The organism is Bacteroidota bacterium (assembly GCA_016183775.1).
Taxonomy (GTDB): Bacteria; Bacteroidota; Bacteroidia; order JABDFU01; family JABDFU01; genus JABDFU01.
On the sequence record JACPDY010000093.1, the window covers coordinates 45383 to 65179 of the forward strand.

At 37.7% G+C, this 19797-nt stretch carries 21 protein-coding genes and 1 tRNA gene; 18 read left to right on the top strand and 4 right to left on the bottom strand.

Features of this window, described 5'->3' with window-relative positions; genetic code table 11:
• Nucleotides 1-19: 19 nt before the first annotated feature.
• The 7 genes from HYU69_11790 to HYU69_11820 all read left to right on the top strand — a co-directional run bounded on the left by HYU69_11790 (nt 20) and on the right by HYU69_11820 (nt 8116).
• A complete protein-coding gene (locus tag HYU69_11790) occupies nt 20-1534 on the top strand; it encodes an NAD(P)H-hydrate dehydratase (GenBank protein ID MBI2271017.1) in 1515 nt (504 codons plus the stop codon).
• A 42-nt stretch (nt 1535-1576) separates the two neighbouring features.
• A complete protein-coding gene (locus HYU69_11795; GenBank protein ID MBI2271018.1) occupies nt 1577-2137 on the top strand; it encodes a hypothetical protein in 561 nt (186 codons plus the stop codon).
• A complete protein-coding gene (locus HYU69_11800) occupies nt 2137-2727 on the top strand; it encodes a GNAT family N-acetyltransferase (GenBank protein MBI2271019.1) in 591 nt (196 codons plus the stop codon). Before HYU69_11795 ends, HYU69_11800 begins: the two co-directional genes overlap by 1 nt.
• Before the next feature lie 106 nt (nt 2728-2833).
• Nucleotides 2834-4846, top strand: a complete 2013-nt coding sequence (locus HYU69_11805) for a tetratricopeptide repeat protein (GenBank protein MBI2271020.1) — start codon at nt 2834-2836, stop codon at nt 4844-4846.
• A 49-nt stretch (nt 4847-4895) separates the two neighbouring features.
• A complete protein-coding gene (gene mltG / locus HYU69_11810; protein MBI2271021.1) occupies nt 4896-5954 on the top strand; it encodes an endolytic transglycosylase MltG in 1059 nt (352 codons plus the stop codon).
• Between the two features lie 185 nt (nt 5955-6139).
• Nucleotides 6140-7567, top strand: coding sequence for a phosphoglucomutase/phosphomannomutase family protein (locus HYU69_11815; GenBank protein MBI2271022.1), 1428 nt, complete (start codon nt 6140-6142; stop codon nt 7565-7567).
• A 475-nt stretch (nt 7568-8042) separates the two neighbouring features.
• A tRNA-Arg gene (locus HYU69_11820) sits at nt 8043-8116 on the top strand.
• A 214-nt stretch (nt 8117-8330) separates the two neighbouring features.
• Here the strand turns inward: HYU69_11820 and HYU69_11825 are convergent.
• The 3 genes from HYU69_11825 to HYU69_11835 all read right to left on the bottom strand — a co-directional run bounded on the left by HYU69_11825 (nt 8331) and on the right by HYU69_11835 (nt 11016).
• Entirely contained in the window at nt 8331-9884 is a 1554-nt protein-coding gene (locus tag HYU69_11825) for a Fic family protein (protein ID MBI2271023.1), read from the bottom strand.
• A gap of 164 nt (nt 9885-10048) precedes the next feature.
• The gene (locus tag HYU69_11830) at nt 10049-10336 is read right to left on the bottom strand and encodes a hypothetical protein (protein ID MBI2271024.1); all 288 of its coding nucleotides are present in this window, start codon (nt 10334-10336) and stop codon (nt 10049-10051) included.
• A gap of 35 nt (nt 10337-10371) precedes the next feature.
• Nucleotides 10372-11016, bottom strand: coding sequence for a hypothetical protein (locus tag HYU69_11835; GenBank protein MBI2271025.1), 645 nt, complete (start codon nt 11014-11016; stop codon nt 10372-10374).
• Between the two features lie 127 nt (nt 11017-11143).
• Here HYU69_11835 and HYU69_11840 point away from each other — a divergent pair, with 127 nt between their 5' ends.
• The 11 genes from HYU69_11840 (at nt 11144) to HYU69_11890 (ending at nt 17512) form a co-directional block, all read left to right on the top strand.
• Complete coding sequence (locus HYU69_11840) at nt 11144-11419, top strand: hypothetical protein (GenBank protein MBI2271026.1); 276 nt, start codon at nt 11144-11146, stop codon at nt 11417-11419.
• Nucleotides 11416-11766: a hypothetical protein gene (locus HYU69_11845; protein MBI2271027.1), complete on the top strand. Its 351-nt coding sequence runs from the start codon at nt 11416-11418 to the stop codon at nt 11764-11766. The genes HYU69_11840 and HYU69_11845 overlap by 4 nt, the downstream gene beginning before the upstream one ends.
• Nucleotides 11729-12067, top strand: a complete 339-nt coding sequence (locus HYU69_11850; GenBank protein MBI2271028.1) for a hypothetical protein — start codon at nt 11729-11731, stop codon at nt 12065-12067. The genes HYU69_11845 and HYU69_11850 overlap by 38 nt, the downstream gene beginning before the upstream one ends.
• Nucleotides 12068-12255: 188 nt before the next feature.
• Nucleotides 12256-12501, top strand: a complete 246-nt coding sequence (locus HYU69_11855) for a hypothetical protein (protein ID MBI2271029.1) — start codon at nt 12256-12258, stop codon at nt 12499-12501.
• Between the two features lie 49 nt (nt 12502-12550).
• Nucleotides 12551-13423 (top strand): hypothetical protein, encoded by an 873-nt coding sequence (locus tag HYU69_11860; protein MBI2271030.1) that lies wholly within the window; start codon nt 12551-12553, stop codon nt 13421-13423.
• An 11-nt stretch (nt 13424-13434) separates the two neighbouring features.
• Complete coding sequence (locus HYU69_11865) at nt 13435-13743, top strand: hypothetical protein (protein MBI2271031.1); 309 nt, start codon at nt 13435-13437, stop codon at nt 13741-13743.
• Between the two features lie 194 nt (nt 13744-13937).
• Nucleotides 13938-15200 (top strand): hypothetical protein, encoded by a 1263-nt coding sequence (locus tag HYU69_11870; protein ID MBI2271032.1) that lies wholly within the window; start codon nt 13938-13940, stop codon nt 15198-15200.
• Nucleotides 15201-15251: 51 nt separating this feature from the next.
• On the top strand, nt 15252-15626 hold the full coding sequence (locus HYU69_11875; GenBank protein ID MBI2271033.1) for a hypothetical protein: 375 nt from the start codon (nt 15252-15254) through the stop codon (nt 15624-15626).
• 46 nt (nt 15627-15672) lie between these two features.
• Nucleotides 15673-16080, top strand: coding sequence for a hypothetical protein (locus HYU69_11880; protein MBI2271034.1), 408 nt, complete (start codon nt 15673-15675; stop codon nt 16078-16080).
• A complete protein-coding gene (locus HYU69_11885; GenBank protein MBI2271035.1) occupies nt 16080-16340 on the top strand; it encodes a hypothetical protein in 261 nt (86 codons plus the stop codon). Before HYU69_11880 ends, HYU69_11885 begins: the two co-directional genes overlap by 1 nt.
• Before the next feature lie 2 nt (nt 16341-16342).
• Nucleotides 16343-17512, top strand: coding sequence for a glycosyltransferase (locus tag HYU69_11890; GenBank protein MBI2271036.1), 1170 nt, complete (start codon nt 16343-16345; stop codon nt 17510-17512).
• Between the two features lie 167 nt (nt 17513-17679).
• Here the strand turns inward: HYU69_11890 and HYU69_11895 are convergent, their stop codons facing one another.
• Nucleotides 17680-18996, bottom strand: coding sequence for a putative DNA binding domain-containing protein (locus HYU69_11895; protein ID MBI2271037.1), 1317 nt, complete (start codon nt 18994-18996; stop codon nt 17680-17682).
• Nucleotides 18997-19797: the final 801 nt, after the last annotated feature.

A 19797-nucleotide genomic window follows, 5' to 3' on the forward strand; every position in this document is an offset into this window, starting at 1 on the left:
GACATCCCTTGAATGTCCAATGAAAATACTTACTACAGAACAAATCCGTGAAGCCGATGCTTACACCATAAAGCATGAGCCAGTCGCTTCGGTTGACCTTATGGAACGGGCGGCGGTGGCTTGTATGCAATGGATCACTTCTGCTTACCGGGAGCCAATTAAAATGCATGTGTTTTGTGGCTTGGGAAATAATGGCGGGGACGGACTTGCCATCGCGCGTTTGTTGGCTGAAAAAAAATATAAGATCATAGTTTATATTGTTCGTTGTTCCGACAAATGTTCGGGGGATTTCAAGACAAATGAACAACGACTCAAAGGTACCGGCGTCACTGTCCTTGATATCAGATCAGCAGATGATCTGAAAAACATTAAAGCTCAGTCATCCGACATTGTTATTGATGCTATATTTGGTTCAGGTCTCAATAAACCGGTCGAAGGTCTTGCCGCGGATGTGATAAAGTACATTAATGCACTTAAATTACCTGTAATTGCAATTGATGTACCCTCCGGGTTGCCGCTTTCTGCAAAGGAGAAGCCGGATGCCTGGGTCTGTATCAATTCAACACATACACTTACATTCCAGGCGCCAAAGCTGGTCTTTATGTTTCCTCAGGCAGGGAAGCACATAGGTGATTTTACAATACTTGACATTGGTCTCGATGCTTCATTTATCAATAAGCAGGAAACAATTAATTATTTTATAACGTTATCTGATGTTCAGGCAATATTAAAACCACGAAAGAAATTCTCTCACAAAGGAACTTATGGCCATGCGTTGATCATTTCCGGTAGTTATGGAAAAATAGGTGCCGCTGTTTTGGCTGCTAACGCCTGTTTGCGAAGCGGAGCCGGCCTGGTAACAGTTCATATTCCAAAGTGTGGTTACGAAATTATTCAGACAGCCCTGCCTGAAGTCATGGTTAGTGTTGATTCAACAGATCATTATATTTCAGAATTACCTAAACTTGAAAAGTACAATGCAATTGGCGTTGGTCCGGGTTTGGACAATGAAAAGCAAACGCAGAATACATTAAAACTGCTTATACAAAATGCCGTTGTTCCTTTGGTATTGGATGCCGATGCGATCAATATATTATCCATGAACAAAACATGGTTGCCCTTTTTGCCGAAGAACAGTATTTTAACACCCCACCCGAAGGAATTCGAACGATTGGTTGGGAAAACGGATAGCGACTATGCCCGCTATGATCAGTTGCGCGAGTTTGCTTTCAAATACGGGGTATATGTGGTTTTAAAAGGTGCGCATACAGCAGTCGCTTGTCCCGATGCCACTGTTTATTTTAATTCCACCGGCAACCCGGGGATGGCCACAGGAGGAAGCGGTGATGTACTTACAGGCATTATTACGGGTTTATTGGCACAAGGTTATGCACCAAAGGAAGCTGCTGTATTTGGAGTTTATTGGCATGGGCTTGCCGGTGATATTTCAATGGACAGATCAGGTACCTCTTGTATTATTGCCGGCGATATAATTGAAGCACTAAGTTTTGCTTATAAAGCAATTGTAAAATAAATTTTAGACTTACATTTGTTTTGATTCATATAAACAAGTAGTTTGACCACTATCAAGAACCAATATGTTATCCCAAATATCTTACCGGCAACGGAAGCTTTGCTGCTGAATGATATTTACCTGGTTGTGTTATATGCAACCCGCATTCCACCGCATTTGGCTATATCTGTAAATGGTAAATTATTTACGCTTACTGTTAAAGGCGCTACTGTGGATGGAGAATTAAAGGCTTTGTTAAAGCTTATTCGCCAGCGCAACATCGATTCTATATTTATTAAATTATCCGTGCCAGCTGTGTTTACCCTTGATCAGCTTCGTGATGAGATAAAGAAATATACGCTGGCTTATCCTCGTGTAGATATAGGCATAGCCACCTGCCTGAGTCCGATCAAGGATTTTTGCTCGGAGGTATACGAAGCAGAAATGCAACGTGTAAATTATGTATTCGATCTGCTGCCCAAACTTTATGAGCGTAACATCATTACATCCTGTTACCAGCTTAATCTTGACCGTTACCTGGCTGGAAATTCATTTTATCTTTCAAAATACAATATGAACGATATTTACGAAGGGATCCGTTCCGCTTCATACTCCGCTGTTTAATGCTCTCTGATAACAATATAAAGCTCCGCGCACTCGAACCTTCAGATATTGATTGGTTGTATAAATGGGAGAATGATATTTCTGTATGGCAGGTATCAAATACCTTAACTCCATATTCCCGGCATGTGCTCGAACAATATATCTTAAATGCGCAATTGGACATTTATACCACCAAACAGTTGCGCCTGATTATTTGTATAAACGAACCATCTTCTCCTCTCCAAATGGAGAGAAGGCCGGGAGGTGAGGCCAAAGTTATAGGTTGTGTCGATCTTTTTGATTTCGATCCCCATAATAAACGTGCAGGTGTAGGAATACTTATCGCCGATAAAACGGAACGTGGAAATGGCTACGCTTCAGCCGCGTTAGCACTTTTAACCAATTATGCATTTAAAATTTTAAGCCTTCAGCAATTGTATTGTAATGTCAGCGTGGATAATAAAGCAAGTCTGAAATTATTTGCGAAACATAAATTTGAAACAGTAGGCGTAAAAAAGAAATGGATCAATGATGGAGGAGTATGGAAGGATGAGTGTTTGATGCAGTTGGTGGCTGGTTCCGGGTTCCAGGTTCCAGGTTCAGGGTTATAGAATCGGATTCTATTATGCTTTTTAAAGTTGATATTTGTGTGAGGGATATCCTGAGCGAGGTCGAAGGAGTGCCTTGGTAACCTACTTTTGATAAATCTTTTATTTCTTGCTTAAAATTAAATTTTCAAATACGGTATATTTTTTTCTAACCACTTCCCTTTGTTTCCTTTTTGCATATTGCGGTTCTGATTCTACTTCTGAAAAATCTCCGGCAGAAAACCCTTCAACGTACCTCAACCATAATGACTCTGTTCATCATGTAGGTATTAATACCTGTAAGCAATGCCACATGGATATTTACAAAACATTTATCCATACAGGCATGGGGCAATCGTTTGATCTCGCTACCAAAGCTAAAAGCTCCGCTAAGTTCGATAAGCACACTGTAGTATATGATAAGTCCTCTGATTTTTATTATTATCCGTTTTGGGAGGGAGATAGTTTTAAGATAACCGAGTTCAGGCTGGATGGAAGGGATACAATTTACAAACGTACAGAGAAGGTTGATTATATCATTGGTTCGGGCCAGCATACAAATTCACATATATTTAATACGAATGGGTATTTGCATCAAATGCCAATGACATATTATACCCAAAAGGGACAATGGGACCTGCCTCCGGGTTTTGAGAATGGCATGAATACGCGTTTTTCCAGGAAGATCGGGCTGGAATGTATGAGTTGCCATAATGCTTTACCGGGTTTTATTCAGGGTTCCGAGAATAAATATTCTGAAGTGCCCGAAGGTATCGATTGTGAGCGGTGTCATGGACCGGGCAGTGCCCACGTTGTGTTAAAGCAGCAAGGAGTTTTTGTCGATACAACTAAAGAGATCGATTATAGTATCGTCAACCCTGCCAAACTTTCCATTGATCTCCAGTTTGATGTTTGTCAGCGCTGCCACTTGCAGGGTAACACGGTGTTGAAGGAGGGTAAATCATTTTTTGATTTCAAACCGGGGATGAAGCTTTCGGATATAATGACAATTTTTTTGCCGAAATATGAAGGAGCTGATGCTGAATTCATCATGGCTTCTCATGCTGATCGTTTAAAAATGAGCCAATGTTTTATTAAAAGTTTTAAGCCTGCGGAAAACTCCGCCTCTCTGAAGCCTTATAAGGAATCACTTACCTGTGTTACCTGCCACGATCCCCATGTAAGTGTTAGGGTCACGGATAACAGTGTATTTAATAATGCCTGTAAAAATTGTCATGGAACTAAAAATAATATTTTGTGTAATGAAAAGCCGGAAGTCCGGAATAAAAAAACTGATAACTGTGTAGGCTGTCATATGCCAAAATCAGGATCGATCGATATCCCGCATGTGCGTGTAACAGATCATTATATACGAAAACCTGTATCAGTTGCTGAAAAAGAAAATATAAAGAAATTTATAGGTCTGTATGCCATCAATGAAAAAGATCCTTCAGCTAAGGTAAAAGCACAGGCATATATTAATCAATTTGAAAAATTTGATCTAAAAAACAGTTCATTATTGGATAGCGCAAAAAAATATTTAAAGGATAATACTAAAGAGAAATTATTAAATAATTTTCCTCAGCTGGTTCAGATTTATTTTTTGGAACAAAATTATAGCCGGATTGCAGGTTATGTATCAAAATTAGGCAGTCAGGAAGTGTTAACTGTTTTTAACCGAAGGGCGCATAGTAATGATGATGCCTGGACATTGTACAGAATAGGAGAGAGTTACAATAGATTGGGAAATGCTTTTGAAGCATATACTTATTTTACTAAAGCGGTTGAGTTAGCTCCGTTTAGCCTGGAATTTAAAAGTAAGTTAGGAACGGCGTTAGTTGCAGTGAATAAAATAGATGAGGCACAGGCCATTTATGAGAGTATAATTTCCGAAAATCCGAAGTTCGCGCAGGCTCATTGTAACCTGGGCTACTTGTTTCTGCTTAAAGGGAATACTTTTATGGCTGAAATGTATTATAACCAGGCATTGGCATTGGATCCCGATTATGAGCAGGCCATAATGAATAAAGCCGGACTTTACCTTTCACAAAAGCAAATTGACAAGGGAAAGCGGCTTCTTCAGCAATATATAAAATATCATCCCCAAAGCGCTCAGGTCAAAGCATTGTTGAACAAGCTTTAGATCAACCCGACTGCATGTCGAGGAGGTAAATTTCTTATATTCGTGACCCATGTCCGGAAGAAAAATATCGTTTTTTAAAAAGGTGATTATCTCCTTTCTATTCCTGGTGATCGCGGGTGGAGGTATTGTTGTTTATTGGGGTTATAAGCTCGTATATCAACCTAATGTAAAACTAGATGGAAAAAGTGTGGAGTATTTTTATATTCCTACAGGTTCCACTTTTGATGATGTGATAAATAGTTTAACCGACAAACGGGTCATTGTAAACCGGGCCTCTTTTCAACGTTTAGCTGAACTCAAAAAGTATAAAAATAAAGTGAAACCCGGTCGTTACCGTATCAGGAATAATATGAATAATAATGAACTGGTGAACATGCTACGTGCGGGTATTCAGGAACCCGTTATGCTCGCGTTCAATAATATCCGGACAAAAGAACAACTCGCTTCGCGCGTAGGAAAAAAATTGGAGGCCGATTCACTTCAATTGCTGAAAATACTTAACAGTAGTGAATTTGCTGCGAAGTGCGGTTTAAAGAAAGAAACAATTTTGACCTTATTTATTCCCAATACCTATGAAATGTATTGGAACACTTCGGCCGATGAGTTTATTGAACGAATGGTAAGTGAGTATGATAATTTCTGGAATGAAAAAAGAAAAGCGAAGGCAAAAGAAATAGGTTTGTCGCGCACTGAGGTCGCGACCCTCGCTTCAATTGTACAGGCCGAGCAGAACAGGTTTAATGATGAAAAGCCTGTCATAGCCGGTTTATATCTTAATCGTTTAAAGATCGGAATGCCGCTTCAAAGTGATCCCACATTGATCTACGCGCTTGGTAATTTCAATATTAACCGCGTTTTAAATGGGGATAAAGGAATTGATTCACCCTATAATACATACAGGAATATTGGTTTGCCCCCCGGCCCTATAAATTTGCCGGAGATATCATCCCTGGATGCGGTATTGAACTACCGGAAAAATAATTATTTGTATATGTGTGCTAAAGAAGATTTCTCAGGTCGCCATAACTTTGCAGTAACCATGGAGCAGCATGCCGTTTTTGCCAGGCGTTTCAGGGAGGCATTGGATAAACATAATATAAAGCGCTAGTGTCATTATGTTATGCCGCGAACAGGATAAATTTCTGCATAGGTGTATTTAAGGATCGGACTTCCGACTTCCGACTTCGGACTTCCGACTTTTTCAAAATGGGCCATTTATACCGTTTAATGTATTGCCGTTTTTAAACAGAAATTCGTATTTTGTATGGATATAAAAAATAAAGTGTGACAAGTATGAGCAAAATTAAATTCGGCACAGATGGCTGGAGAGCCATTATTGCCAGAGATTTTACGGTTGAGAATGTAATCCGCGTTGCGGAAGCAACTGCCGTATGGCTAAAGAAAAATTTTTCGGTTCCTTCAGTTGTTATCGGTCACGATTGCCGCTTTGGCGGAGAATTGTTTGCGGAAACTGTTGCTAAAGTAATGGCGGTAAACAATGTGAAAGTATTTTTGGCCAGGGGATTTGTTTCAACACCGATGATATCATTAGGTACAGTGAGGCACAAAGCTGATGTGGGTATTATTATTACCGCAAGTCATAATCCCCCTTCGTACAATGGCTATAAACTTAAAGGAAGTTACGGAGGTCCCTTATTGCCGGAAAAGGTACAGGAAGTGGAGGATTTGATAAAAGATAAATCAACTATTGATATCGAAAAATATTCCCTCCCTGATTTCATCAATGCAAAAAAAATTGAGATCACTGATCTGGAAGAGATGTATTGTAAGCATGTTGAAGATAATTTTGACCTGGATGCGATCCGTAATTCCGGTTTAAAACTGGCTTACGATGCCATGTATGGCGCGGGGCAGAATGTGATCAGGCGTTTATTGCCCGATGTAACATTACTGCATTGCGAGTATAATCCGTCGTTTAACGGACAGGCTCCTGAACCTATTCATAAGAACTTAAAAGAGTTTGCAGAGTTGATTAAAGTCTCGGGAAAACACCTGCCTGCCGGCAGCCAGATTGATTGCGGACTGGCAACGGACGGAGATGCTGATCGCATTGGATTGTATGATAAACATGGTAATTTTATCGATTCGCATCATATTATTTTACTTTTAATAAAATATCTTTTTGAGCAGAAGAAAATGACAGGTAAAGTGGTTACGGCTTTTTCAGTAACTCCCCGTGTTAAACAAATGTGTGAACATTTCGGATTGCCTTACCAGGTTGTAAAAATAGGTTTCAAATATGTTGCCGCCATAATGCTGCAGGAAGACGTATTGCTTGGAGGTGAAGAATCAGGAGGGATAGCTATAAAGGGGCATATCCCGGAGCGGGATGGAATCTGGATCGGCTTAACTATCTGGGAATATATGGCAAAGTCAGGGAAGTCGCTTGACGACCTGATACAGGAGGTTTACAAAATAACAGGCGCTTTTTCATTTGAACGCTCCGACCTGCATTTGAAAGAAGATTTGAAAAACACTATTGTGGAAAATTGTAAAAACAACAATTACAAAGCCTTTGGTAAGTATAAAATACAGCGCACCGAGACTATAGATGGATATAAATACTTCTTCAGCGATACGGAATGGTTAATGATACGGGCTTCCGGCACAGAACCGATATTACGTAACTATGCCGAAGCCGGAAGCAGCGAAGCGGCCTTTGCTATTTTAAATGCTGCTGAAAAAACCTTTCTTAATTAAGGTAATGGTATTTTTAATACCTTTGCATGAATACAAAAAGGGTTCCGTAGCTCAACTGAATACCTGCCTGCCGGCGGGGAGCATCAGACTAGAGAAAATGAATTTTTTTGTATATGTTCTTTATAGTATAAGATTTGACAGAATGTATGTTGGCATGAGTAGGGATGTTGAGAATCGTTTGAATTAACATAATTCAGGTAAAACAAAATCTACAAAAGGAAGAGTTTTCTAGTCGGGTTGAAGCCAGAAATCGTGAAGTTTATTTAAAGAGTGGAATAGGAAGAGAATATATTAAGAGTTTTACAAAAGGGTTCCGTAGCTCAACTGAATAGAGCATCTGACTACGGATGTTAATGTAGTATCCTCTGTTCGCCTTTAAAATCAAGGTGTTCAGAAATCGAAGGTAAGTATTTGCAAGCAATTTGCAAGCACTTAGAAGATTTATAAAATTGATAGCTTTGCAAAAAAACAATTTGCACTCGTAGCTTAACTGGATGAAGCACATGGCTACGGACCATGAGATTGGGGGTTCGAATCCCTCCGAGTGCACTTAAAAGGGAAGTGATGTTAAATACATCCTTCCCTTTTTTAATTGCCTTAATTCTTTGAGTTATTCTTGTCGCACATTTAGTAAATATTTGCGACAAGATATTACCTAAATATTTTCAGAAACATTAGATAGATATTTTATCATTTTATTTTTTCTTTTAAGATTAGCGCTCTATGAAATTAGTACTACAGCACAAACAAAAAATTGTATATACTACTTTTTAATTGTAGCCACTGGAGTTCCTTTGAGGCTTTCTTTTACGAGGTAAGCTATAAATTTCGCAAACGCTTCTATGTTTTGGTCAACACTTGCTTTTTCGAGTGCTGCCATATACGTTTTACGTTCTTCAACAGGAATTACCGTCCAGGGATATCCGCCCGATGCCAACATTACATTCATTAAAAACCTTCCAATTCGGCCATTACCATCCACGTAGGGATGTATAAATACAAATATAAAATGTCCCAAGACGGCTCTTACAGAAGCCTCAGACTCATTCTCCAATAGTTCAAAGAGTGTCGGCATTACATCACGAACAGCATCTTTATTAAGAGGGACGTGCTTTGATCCGCCTATATATACCTGGCTATTTCTGTAACCAGCCAGATCAGATGCCTTCAATATACCAGCAGCTACGCTTGGAGCAAAAAGCTCCCTGTACCATTCTCCATGACCTGTATCTGCAACTTTACCGGAGTTTTTTCCATTGAGTATTTTTGTAATACTGTCCCTTACTTTTTGAGTAGCCTGCCAATAGCCCCTGGCAGCCATAGCATCTCTTTGTTTTTTATCTTCCTTGTTTTTAACTGCATCCCACGCTCCGCTGCGTACACGTTCAATCAATTCCGGTGTAACTCTATATTGCTCTATTGATAATGAGTGATAAGCATCCGTTACATATATTTCCTCCACAAGTTTCATGTATTTTTCATGATTTTTGGGAAGTCCGGGAGCTTTAGGAAAATGTTTAATAATAACAGTCCTCATTTCATGCCACATTAAACGTACCCTGTTTACATAAGGCGATTTTTCTCTGGCTGACAATACAATCGGAGTGGTAGTTTCAAACGGATCTATTTCTCGTACATCATAATCTGCCTTTTGCATGGTACTTAAAATATCGTTGGCAATTCTTTCCTGCCCGATATTCCGAAAAGCACCGGCAAGTCGCCCGGCAATTTTACTGTGTCCGCCATCCAGAAGCAAGCCGAGTATTTCAGACGAATCCCTGATCATAGCAAGTGCCGTTCGAACATCCGTTGGATTTTTAGTAAACATGGTTGGTGTGCAGTGAATGAGGGCTGATGGCAATGTTAACATTCGGATTCCTTCTATCACTACAATTTCTGCTGCTTCCGGCAAAGGAGACTTCATGCTGAATAAAGATGTTCCATATGGCAATGGGGTAGCAGAGTTTGTTACACTTTTTGATCTTACAATAAGTTGATGTGGTACTGTCCAATTGCCCGAATGTATTTGTAATGATTGTTCAGCTGATATACAGTAGAAATCACCATACCTGTCAGCTAAATATCTTGAACAAAAATGCCAATATGATGCATACCAGGAAGTACTGTCACCTTGTTGTTCATAGGAAGGTACCGTTATATACCATCCCTTGACAACTTCTTTAAGAAACCCGTTCTTCAATAGACGTTGTCTGTGAACGCGACTTAATTCAGATACATTGATAGCCATGATTTCCTGATCTTGAAGCACTTTAAGCGCTTCAAGTGATTCTGCTAATTTTTCGCTTGGTGTTGCCATGCTTTATCGTACTATAAATTCGATTTACTTGCTGTACTATAATTCGGTTTTCGTGTTGTGTTAAAATTCGGTTTGGCAGCAAATTTAATATAAAATTCTGTATTGGGTATTTATGATCGTGTTTTCAAAATTCTGAAAAAGGATGGGGAAACTACTTTCAAATATTACCCTGAAAAAGGTTCTGAATCCTTATCAAAAAGGAACTCTGAATTAATATTGTAATCATGGACTAAACCCCAAAGCATTATGTGCGGAGCATCTTGTCTTCCTTTTGCAATTTGTGTAATTGTATTACTGCTATAACCATACCTTTCAGTAAAATCCTTATACTCCACAATTTCACCCTTCTGTTTTAAGAGATTAATAGCTTGAATAAACTTATGGCTGATAATACTTTTTTCCAAAAATTTTCCGATATACTTCTTAGGTACTTTGCGTGGCTTTGATGGCATTTTGTGTAAATTTCCTATAAAATATTCCTATTCTATTATTTGTGTTTCTTGTCTGAAAGTTTCTCCTTCAAGTTGATAATAATCTCTTTGTGAAGTTCCTTGATTTCTGCATCTTTCGCATGAATAATTTCGTCTTTTTCATGAATAATAACGTCTTTTCTCCGAACATCCTCCTTGGCTTCGTCTGCAATTTTTTTTAAAGCCTCAATGCGATCTTCTTGAGTAGTTATTCTTGTCTGTACCTCCTTAAAAAAGTCAATAGTCTCCTTTTGAAATTTCTTGGGCAGTTCATTTATTATATTTCCAGCTGCCTGCATAATTGTACCATTATTATGCACTCCCCCCTTTCCACCCTGAATATTCATTGATTTATTCCCTGTCTGAATACCACTATTTTTTTCTGCCTTATTTAATACCGATGAATTATCATCAAGATCAGTTTCATCATAAAGGGATTCCTTTTCCTTAAAAAAGAAATTGGCATTTAGATTATAGACACCGATAGTTGTCGCTACTTGCTCCATAGTAACAGACCGTTTGCCCTTCTTAATATCACTAACCAGGTTAGCGTAGGCTCCAATTGAAGTGGAGAAGCGCGAAGCGTTTTTAACCTTTTCGTCCTTTATAAGAAGGTCAATTCCGGCCAGAAAACGCTCATCAAATGGGTTTTTTAGTTCCATAGGAAACTATTGTTTAAAAATATATCAGTAAAATTTTGCATACGTAAAACTATTTTTTATAAATTTGTCAGCAAAATTACTAAATAATTTACTGACATAATAATATTTTTAACTAAATTTTTACAAAATGTTTACTAAACGGGAGGCAAACTTACTAAAAAAACAGTTACCAACTAACTCCATAATAGAAATTTCTACTAAAAGAAATATATCAAGACCAACAATATACAAGTTTTTTCGTGGAGAAAAAATACGTTCCTATCACGCTAAAGCCATATATGAAGAGGCTTTGGAGATTCTTGAAAGGGAGAAAACCGAAACATCTAACCTGGTTAGAAAGGCAGAAGAAATAATTTTTTCTGATGAAATGCCTGTAAAACCCTCAAAATCTTCTAAAAAATGAAAGTAATACTACTTGAAGACGACCAGGCATATTTGCATTTAATGACGGACATACGAAAATTGGTTAAGGATACCATCAAAGAAATTAAGGAGCAGGAAAAGTCAGAAAAGGAGAAGAAGGATGAAGACGATGATTGGGTATCTGAAGGAATTGCAAAACAAATTTTAGGTATTAAAGGCAGAAGTAAGATGCAGGCATTAAGAGATCAACGGGACGTTGAATTTAGCCAGTTCGGTAGGACAATCCGTTATTTTAAACCAAGCCTCTATGAATTTCTCGAAAAAAATGTTGTAAAAAAAAGGAACATACATGAAACACGCAGAAAATCGCAGCCAAATATGGTTTAAGGTTCTCACTCCGGAAGGACGTGATTTGGACAATGAAACGAAGAAGTGGTTTCTTCCTGAAGGAGTTAAAAAAGGAGAATGGTTTACTTCAGGTAGCCGAATTGGAACCTGGTTAGTTTCCAATCCAAAAGAGTTCCTACAAAAAACTAACAGAATATTTGTTGTCGAATTGGGTGAAGAAGAACCAATCATTGAATTAAACGGAATGATATGGGTTAGAAAAGTGAGACTGGTTAGGGAAGCCACCAACCTTGATCTTAAACGCTTCGGTATTCACAGAGCCTTCCGACAAATTATTTAATCATATCTAAAAGCAATGCAACAATATATACAACGCTCAAAAACAAAGTTCAACACAATCATGGAGGCATGGGCAGACATTATAAAAAGCACCAGCCTTACACAAAAGAGTGTTGGCCCGGCACATACAAGACATTATTGGAAATGGAAAATCCTACGTGTAAATCTAAACACTCAACATAATAAAGTATGCAAGTAAAATTACTCACATGGGAATACGTAGGTACTGAACACTGCCTATGGCGGGGTAAGACAGACGGGCTGTTATGTCATGTATTGTTTTTTATTACTCCGACAGAAAGGATCCCGGACGAATACCTGGTGAGAACTGATATAAATGGGATTGCAAATAAAACCTGTATTGGTATTGAAAAAGCTAAAGCAAAAGCCCAGGTATTGTTAAACAGTTATGCACTCTGTCTTATCATTCCATAGAACTATGGTAAAAAAAATAAAAACAGTTTTTCAGAATATATACCGAAAAATGCAAAGACGTAATAAACTCGCGATAAATAAGAACTACAAAATCATTTCGTTGGGTTTGGGGCAACAATCTACAACCCTTTACCTGATGAGTTCTATTGGATTCATTGAACGAGCTGATTATGCAATATTCTCCGATACCGGTTCTGAAAGTGAAGCAACCTATGAGCATTTAAAATGGTTGAAAAAATGGTCAAAACAAAACAAAGGGATTCCCATTATTTGTACGGGAAAGAAATCGCTATACAAAGATTTAATATTCGGTACAAGCACATCAGGAAATCGTTTTGCTTCTATACCCGCCTTCACTAAAGACGAGTCAGGGAATGTCGGAATACTTAAACGACAATGCACGGAAGAATACAAAACACACGAAATTTTCAGAGCCATACGAAAGCTATATAGCTTAAAGTCCCGCAAAAGAACTCCGGCTACGGAGGTATGGCTCGGTATAACGTTAGAAGAAATCGAACGAATGAAATATCCACGTACCAATTGGATGACGTTTGTATATCCATTCTTGAATATCAAATCAAGGAAAAGCGGACATGAAAAGGTACCTTATACTACCATTTTCAGAAGGTCTGACTGTGTGGCGTGGTTGAAGACAAACAACTATCCTATACCTCCCAAAAGCGCTTGCATTTTTTGTCCTTTCCAATCTGATAGCAGGTGGCGTGACATGAAGCTCAATAAACCGAAAGAGTGGAGCAAAGTAATTAAGCTGGATGCAAAAATCCGCAACAGCACTCAAAAAGGTGTTGAAAGACCAATCTACCTGCATCGAAGCGGACAGCCACTTACAGAAGTGGATTTACAGGAAAATCAACTGGATATATTCACCTCTGAATGCAGCGGTGTATGTGGAATTTAAAACCTAATAAAATGCACGCACGATTAGAATACTCAGCAGCAGAAGGAAAGTTTAACCAGGCGCAGCCGGAAGATCAAACAGATGTTGCAAAAGGATACAGAACGCTTTGCTGTTTTGTTAATGTCGAAAGAGCAAACCGGTTTACCGGTGCAATTCATATTAAATATCCTGAATTAAGTTCCGGTACCGGCCAGTCCTTCTCCTCTTTCTCTGTAATGAAAGACGAGCTGTATCAATTCTTAGCAGAAGACATAAAGTTATTGGAACAGCACATGAATACCACATTCAAAAGAAGAATACAATTATTAAATCAATTATAAACTAAAAATCTACAAATATGAAACGTCTAAACTTTTTGCAAGGGTTACTGTTACTACCGATTATAGTAGTATCTGTTCCGCTGACCATCATTGAAGAAATAGGAAAATTTATTTTTTCACTTCCACAAAAAATAAAATTCAATTATCAATTAATGATGTTCGTAGGAAATCTCTCCAAATAGAAAACACACCACATGATTGTAATACATTACCCAACAGCTTTTAAAGCCTTAGACTGCTATATTGATACCTATAATGAATGTGCGGAGAATCGAAAAGATAAACTCCGCACAGGCGCAGTAATGACGGCCAAAGAGCTAATCAGGATTTATGGAATCTCTTTACTGAAAGCAAACGGATCCAAAGAGATAGTAGCAGAAAATCTGCCTACTCTACAAACTAACAATATGCAGCTGGCAAAATTAGTCAAGTGTAGTTCCAGGACAATTCAGCGACACGTTCTTAAACTTCAGACAGCTGGCATCATCACCAGCAAAATATTTCATGGCTCTAACTCGAATTTTGAGCTGTTGATAAACCCCCAAATATTGTTAGTAAAGCGGAAATTAAATGTTGATAACGTCAAAAAGGAGTTCCAGGAAGCGATTGAGCGATCTAAGCAAATCGACCTAAAATCAACCTTTTCCGAATTTCAAAAGACAAATTGTCCTGATACATATTCTGGTAACATAAATAAAATAAATAATAATATAATAATAGGTGTTCATAACTCTGAACAAAGGAGTTCGCTCTCGCTCACGTCTAAAATTAATTCGGGCAACGTTTCGGGCAACAGATCAGGAGACACAGGGGAAATTGTTAAAGTTTCGTTTGAAAAACAAAAAAATAGTGTAGAAAAAAAATTTCAAGAAACAGGGGAAATTGTTTCGCGGGCGGACAAATCAGGTCATAGGAATATTGCGCCTGATCCTGCCCGCGACAATTCCCTACTTCTTAATGTCAGTTTGTTTTGGATGACCGCACGAAACCTGCTTTATAAAAATGTGGATTTAACGGAACACCAGGTTGAAATCGCAAAAAAATTAATTAGAAAATTATACGAACCTGCTTCAACAGAAAACCTTGACAAGATACACCAACACTACATTCAGCGCATTTCTCTTGTTGCTAAATACATTAAAAAAGATCCTGTGAACCGCTATGTAACATTGCCCTATCTCTATTTTGACACAAACAATCTCAAAGGTTTTGTCGGTACAAAAAAATGGTATCAGGACGATCAAAAAAGAAAAAGAGAAGTTGAACGTGAGCTGACGTTGAGCCGTGTAATCAGAAAATTTCACAACAACGAAAAAAAGGAAACTACAATAAAAAAACCAGCGCTTCAACTATTCCGTGAATGCGAAAACACTATCGGAAAATTCAACGATCCATCCCTAACACAACGCTTTCATGCTGCGGTTTTACAACATGGAATTTACCGGCAACTTTCCTGAAAAAATCACAAAGAATTTACAGAACGACATTAAACCTAAATTAAAAATAAAATGAAAAAGTACACGAAAACTCATGCTAACAAAAAAGCATTTGACAATCATTTAAAAAAAATTAAAGCAAGGGAAGGCCAGTATGAAATAAATGGAAATAACATCACCTATTGGTTTGGCGATACCGGAATTTACAATACACAGCAAAAGAAAATAGATTTTGCCAGCAAAAAAGGAAATCTTCTGACGTTCAAAAAACCTATTAGCTGGAAAGGGGAATCGAAAAAGCAAATAATAAATTATGGATTAGAAAAGGATAGAAAATCGGGAGCCATTAAGATCATAGGCTTCGGATATGATTCTCCCTGGTATAAAAACATGAAGGAATTAATTGATGCTATGGATTGGGAGCAAATGGCCAAGTGGCATTCATAATAAAAATAAACGCAAAAAATATTAATCATTAAAATAAATAAAATCTATGCTTGACATTTTTAATCTCGAAAAGCAGACGAATAAAAGAGTTCAAAAGTTCCTGCTTCATAAATCAACGGAAGAAAATATTGAATCGAAAAATGCAAAACTCCTTATTGCCTGCAAGGACAAAGCGGTTTTAGTTCTTCTTCTTAATCAGAATATGATTGTTAAACCACTTCAACTGAAAGACATTGCCACCTTTTTTGGAAAAGATTTTGACGAAAGTAACGAGCGTTCAATAATGGATTATTTATTCAAGCTCTCCAAAGAAAACCAAGTGGAGCTTTCCAAACTCAACGTAGTAATATGCGAAACCAAAAACGAGCTGGGTGCACATCTCTACGATGATACCAAATACAAAAAACGCATCCCAACGCTCGATCTATTAATTCATTTTAATTCTAACAAATAATGGCTTGGAAACTTGGAAGGGATTCATTCCACAAAATGATCGTGTGGTTTGCAGATAAAAATACACGTACCCGCTATTCAATAGACTGGAGGCATTCATTATCGAAACAAAGAGATCCGCAAATTGGACTTAATAGGTACTATAAGAAAATCCATGAGTGGGGTGAAAGAGCCGAAACAATTGAAATATACGTCAATATCTATGGAACAAAAAACGGAGCATTGGTAGAAAAATATTCTAAAGGAATTAAACAACTATAATTATGAAAACACTAAAAGAAATGTATTCTCGCTTAAACACGGCAAAAGATTTTAAAGAAATGTATCCACATTACGACATGGAGGATAATAAAATTCATGTGCTGTTTCTTTCTCCCTGCATGAATGAACCAGGATATTACAGGATGATATTGCCTGCGCTGGAGCTGAACCGGACAAATACCCATGCTTCAATTATAGGCCATATTCACAAATGGGATTTCAATAAAATGTTTGATGATTACGATAGCCCGGTTGATTTTCGTTTGGTGAAATGGGCTGACTATGTTGTTATCCCAGCCATGTTCACTGATGTCAGTTATATTATCAAAAATATGCGTGAAATAAATGACGATATAGAATTTGTAATGGATCTCGACACCAATTATCACGAGCTGCCGGAGTACCATCCTGATTACAAAAAGTTAAAACCGGAATTGAAAGAAATGATAGTTCGCAATTTATCCCAGGTTGATATTCTCTCTGCTCCCAACAATCAGATATTGAATTTTTATAATGACCTGGTGCAAAAGCATGAGGAGGAATTTCTATTATATTTTGAGCGCTTTCCTAATCTGTTATCCAACTTTACCTTTGAGGAAATTCCGCAGATCAACCGCAATACAACGGACAAAGTAAGAATTGGTATTATTCTCGATGCAAGCCAGGGAAACGATCTTAAAACGATTGAAAAACCTATTATTTCCCTATTGGAGAAACACAAGCAGAGTATAGAGTTTGTACTATTCGGCTGGTCCCCAAAAATAGCTGAACAGTATAATGTTTTAAAGGAGCTTAGAATAACATACGAGAAACCAGTTCCATTCTATGATTATCATTTTAAACTAAACAGCTTGGCATTTGATATTGGACTACTTCCTTTTGTAGATAACAGCTATAATACTTCAGGCAAATCGTTTAATCGGTTACTTGATTTTTCTGCCAATATGGTTCCGGTGGTCGCTCCCAATATGCTGCCCCTGAATAAAATTATAAAGGACGGAGAAAATGGTTGTATAGCTTCTTCAGAAGAAGAATGGATAAAGAAAACCGATCAATTGATAACGAACATTCAACTACGCAAGGACATTGGAAACAATGCCTTTAAAACAGTTTGGGAGAACTTCAGTTATACACCAAAAGCAATTGACCGGCTAAGGAATATATTTATATAATTAGTGGTGCAATTCATAATAAGAACCTGCATCTTTGGGTGTCAGATGACTTTAAACATCTTTTTCAACTAATTCTGCCAAATCCCTGATTGCTTTGTTTTTCAAACCTTGTCTTTATTGTGGCGGTATTATGGCGTTATTGGCGGTATTATGGCGTTATTCAATCTTTAGACAAGATAATAGAAAGCTCCTGCTCCCTTTATTCCCGAACTTTTAAGGAGTTGTTTTTCTACTAAATCGGATAAATCTCTTGATGCTGTTCTTTCAGTAGTTTCATTTAAAGTCTGATATTCTTTGTTAGTTATCCGTCCTTTCTTCTTCACAAAAAGCACCGCTTTCAATTGCCGGTCATTAAGTCCAAGTTTAATTAATTGATCTTGGTTCAAATTGTCTTTGAAAAGAGTGACTAAAAAACCTCCATCTCTCTCAGTCATTTCGGGTTCGGGTAATTCTGCGGCTTTACAGGTGTCTATAATTTTTATAGTTCCACGTCCCCATGCATCAATTAAGCCACCTTTAAAGCATACTTCAGCAATTATCGGATTTCGGGGGATAGAGGAATGTGTTTTCTTTAAAGATGCGAGTGTTAACCCATCGGGCAAAGAGCCTTCGTTCCAAATATTTATTTTATCGCTATACACACGTATTTGTATTGGTGCTCCCATATAATTACGATGCACCAAAGCATTCAAAAGCATTTCACGAATAGCAGGGACAGGATATTCTCCCTTCTCAATACGATACATTCCTTCAAACTCAATTGACCTGGTCAAAAACTTATGGTTTAGCTGGTTTAATACAGCTGGCAATAACGAATTTATATTGCCTTCTTCTGTTTCCTGAAATTTCAAATCAACATTATCATCCCCGAAGCGACCAATTTTTACGAACGTGTTAGGATAAAACTTTCCCGGATCCTTCCCGAACAAAATTATTGCAGCTCGTTTCAATTGTCCGTTTTTAGAAAGGCGTAATTTTTCCAATAATTCTTCCGTAGAAAGTCCATCATGTTCCGGCAAGCGACCAGATTTTACAGCAGCACCCAGGTATAATTTGATACTGCTCTCGTCAATATCACTTAAGGTTGCATCTGGTTCTATGATATCATCCCAGGTCTTTCCTGATTTTTTAAGAAGAAAATCATTGAGTGCTGCTCCAGTTAGTTCCTGCTTGGTGCTTCCACTTCGATAATAATATCTGCCTCTTAACGAAATAGGAACTGAATACGGATGAGTGATAATTTCGATAAAGTATTTCTGCTTTTCTTCGTGCAGGTTTATATCAACTATTATACCCATTAAGTTTCTTATTTTGTTGGGTATTTCATCCATTAGGTATTTGTAATCATCAAGCCCAACAATCTTTCCGTCATTATCTTTACCAAGGTATATAACGCCCCCCTGAGCATTAGCAAAACCGCAAACCCATTTCAGGTAATCATCGTGCCAACTTTGTTTATATTCTATATTTTGTTGTTCGGGCATTTTTATTTTTCTTGCATTTTTGCAGGGGCAAATTTAATAAATAAATAGGGCTGTATTTGAAATCCTACTTGTTTAATAGATAATTAAGTGTGAAAAACAATTATATTCCATGAAAAACACTTATAAAAAGACGTTACTCGTGAAAATCACCTATAAATTTCTCTATACTAAAATTAAAAACGTCCATACTAAAAGTTGTAGCATTTTCCAATAACCCTCATTTTCAAAAAACCTTCCAAATCATTGATAATAATGAATTTGACAAAACTCCCCTTTAAGAGTTTTGCCAAAGTTGTAGTACACTACAATTCCCAACCCACAATTCCCTTCACATAAAAAATACTTTTATCCATTCAAAAGCCCTTAAGACCTTCGTACAAATCTCTTGAAGACAAAAATACACAGGCCGTAAAGAGAAAAATTGGAGGGCCTTATAAGAGCCGCAGACAAAAGCCCTATAAGAGTTGCGTAGAAAGTCTTTAAAGAGATTTCTTCCAAGCCCCTTAAGAGCCGGGAACACAAGTCTTAAGGAGAAAAATACAAATTCCCTTAAGGCTTGCAGACAAAAGCCCTATAAGAGCTGCGTAGAAAGTCTTTAAAGAGATTTCTTCCAAGCCTCTTAAGAGCCGGGAACAAAAGTCTTAAGGAGAAAAATACAAAGTCCCTTAAGGCCCGCAGACAAAAGTCCTATAAGAGCTGAGTAGCAAGTCCTTTAAAGAGGATTCCTTTCAGCCCCTAAGAACCTTCAACGACATTGATCTATAAGAGCTGTAAACAACAGCCCTTAAGGAATTTTTTTAC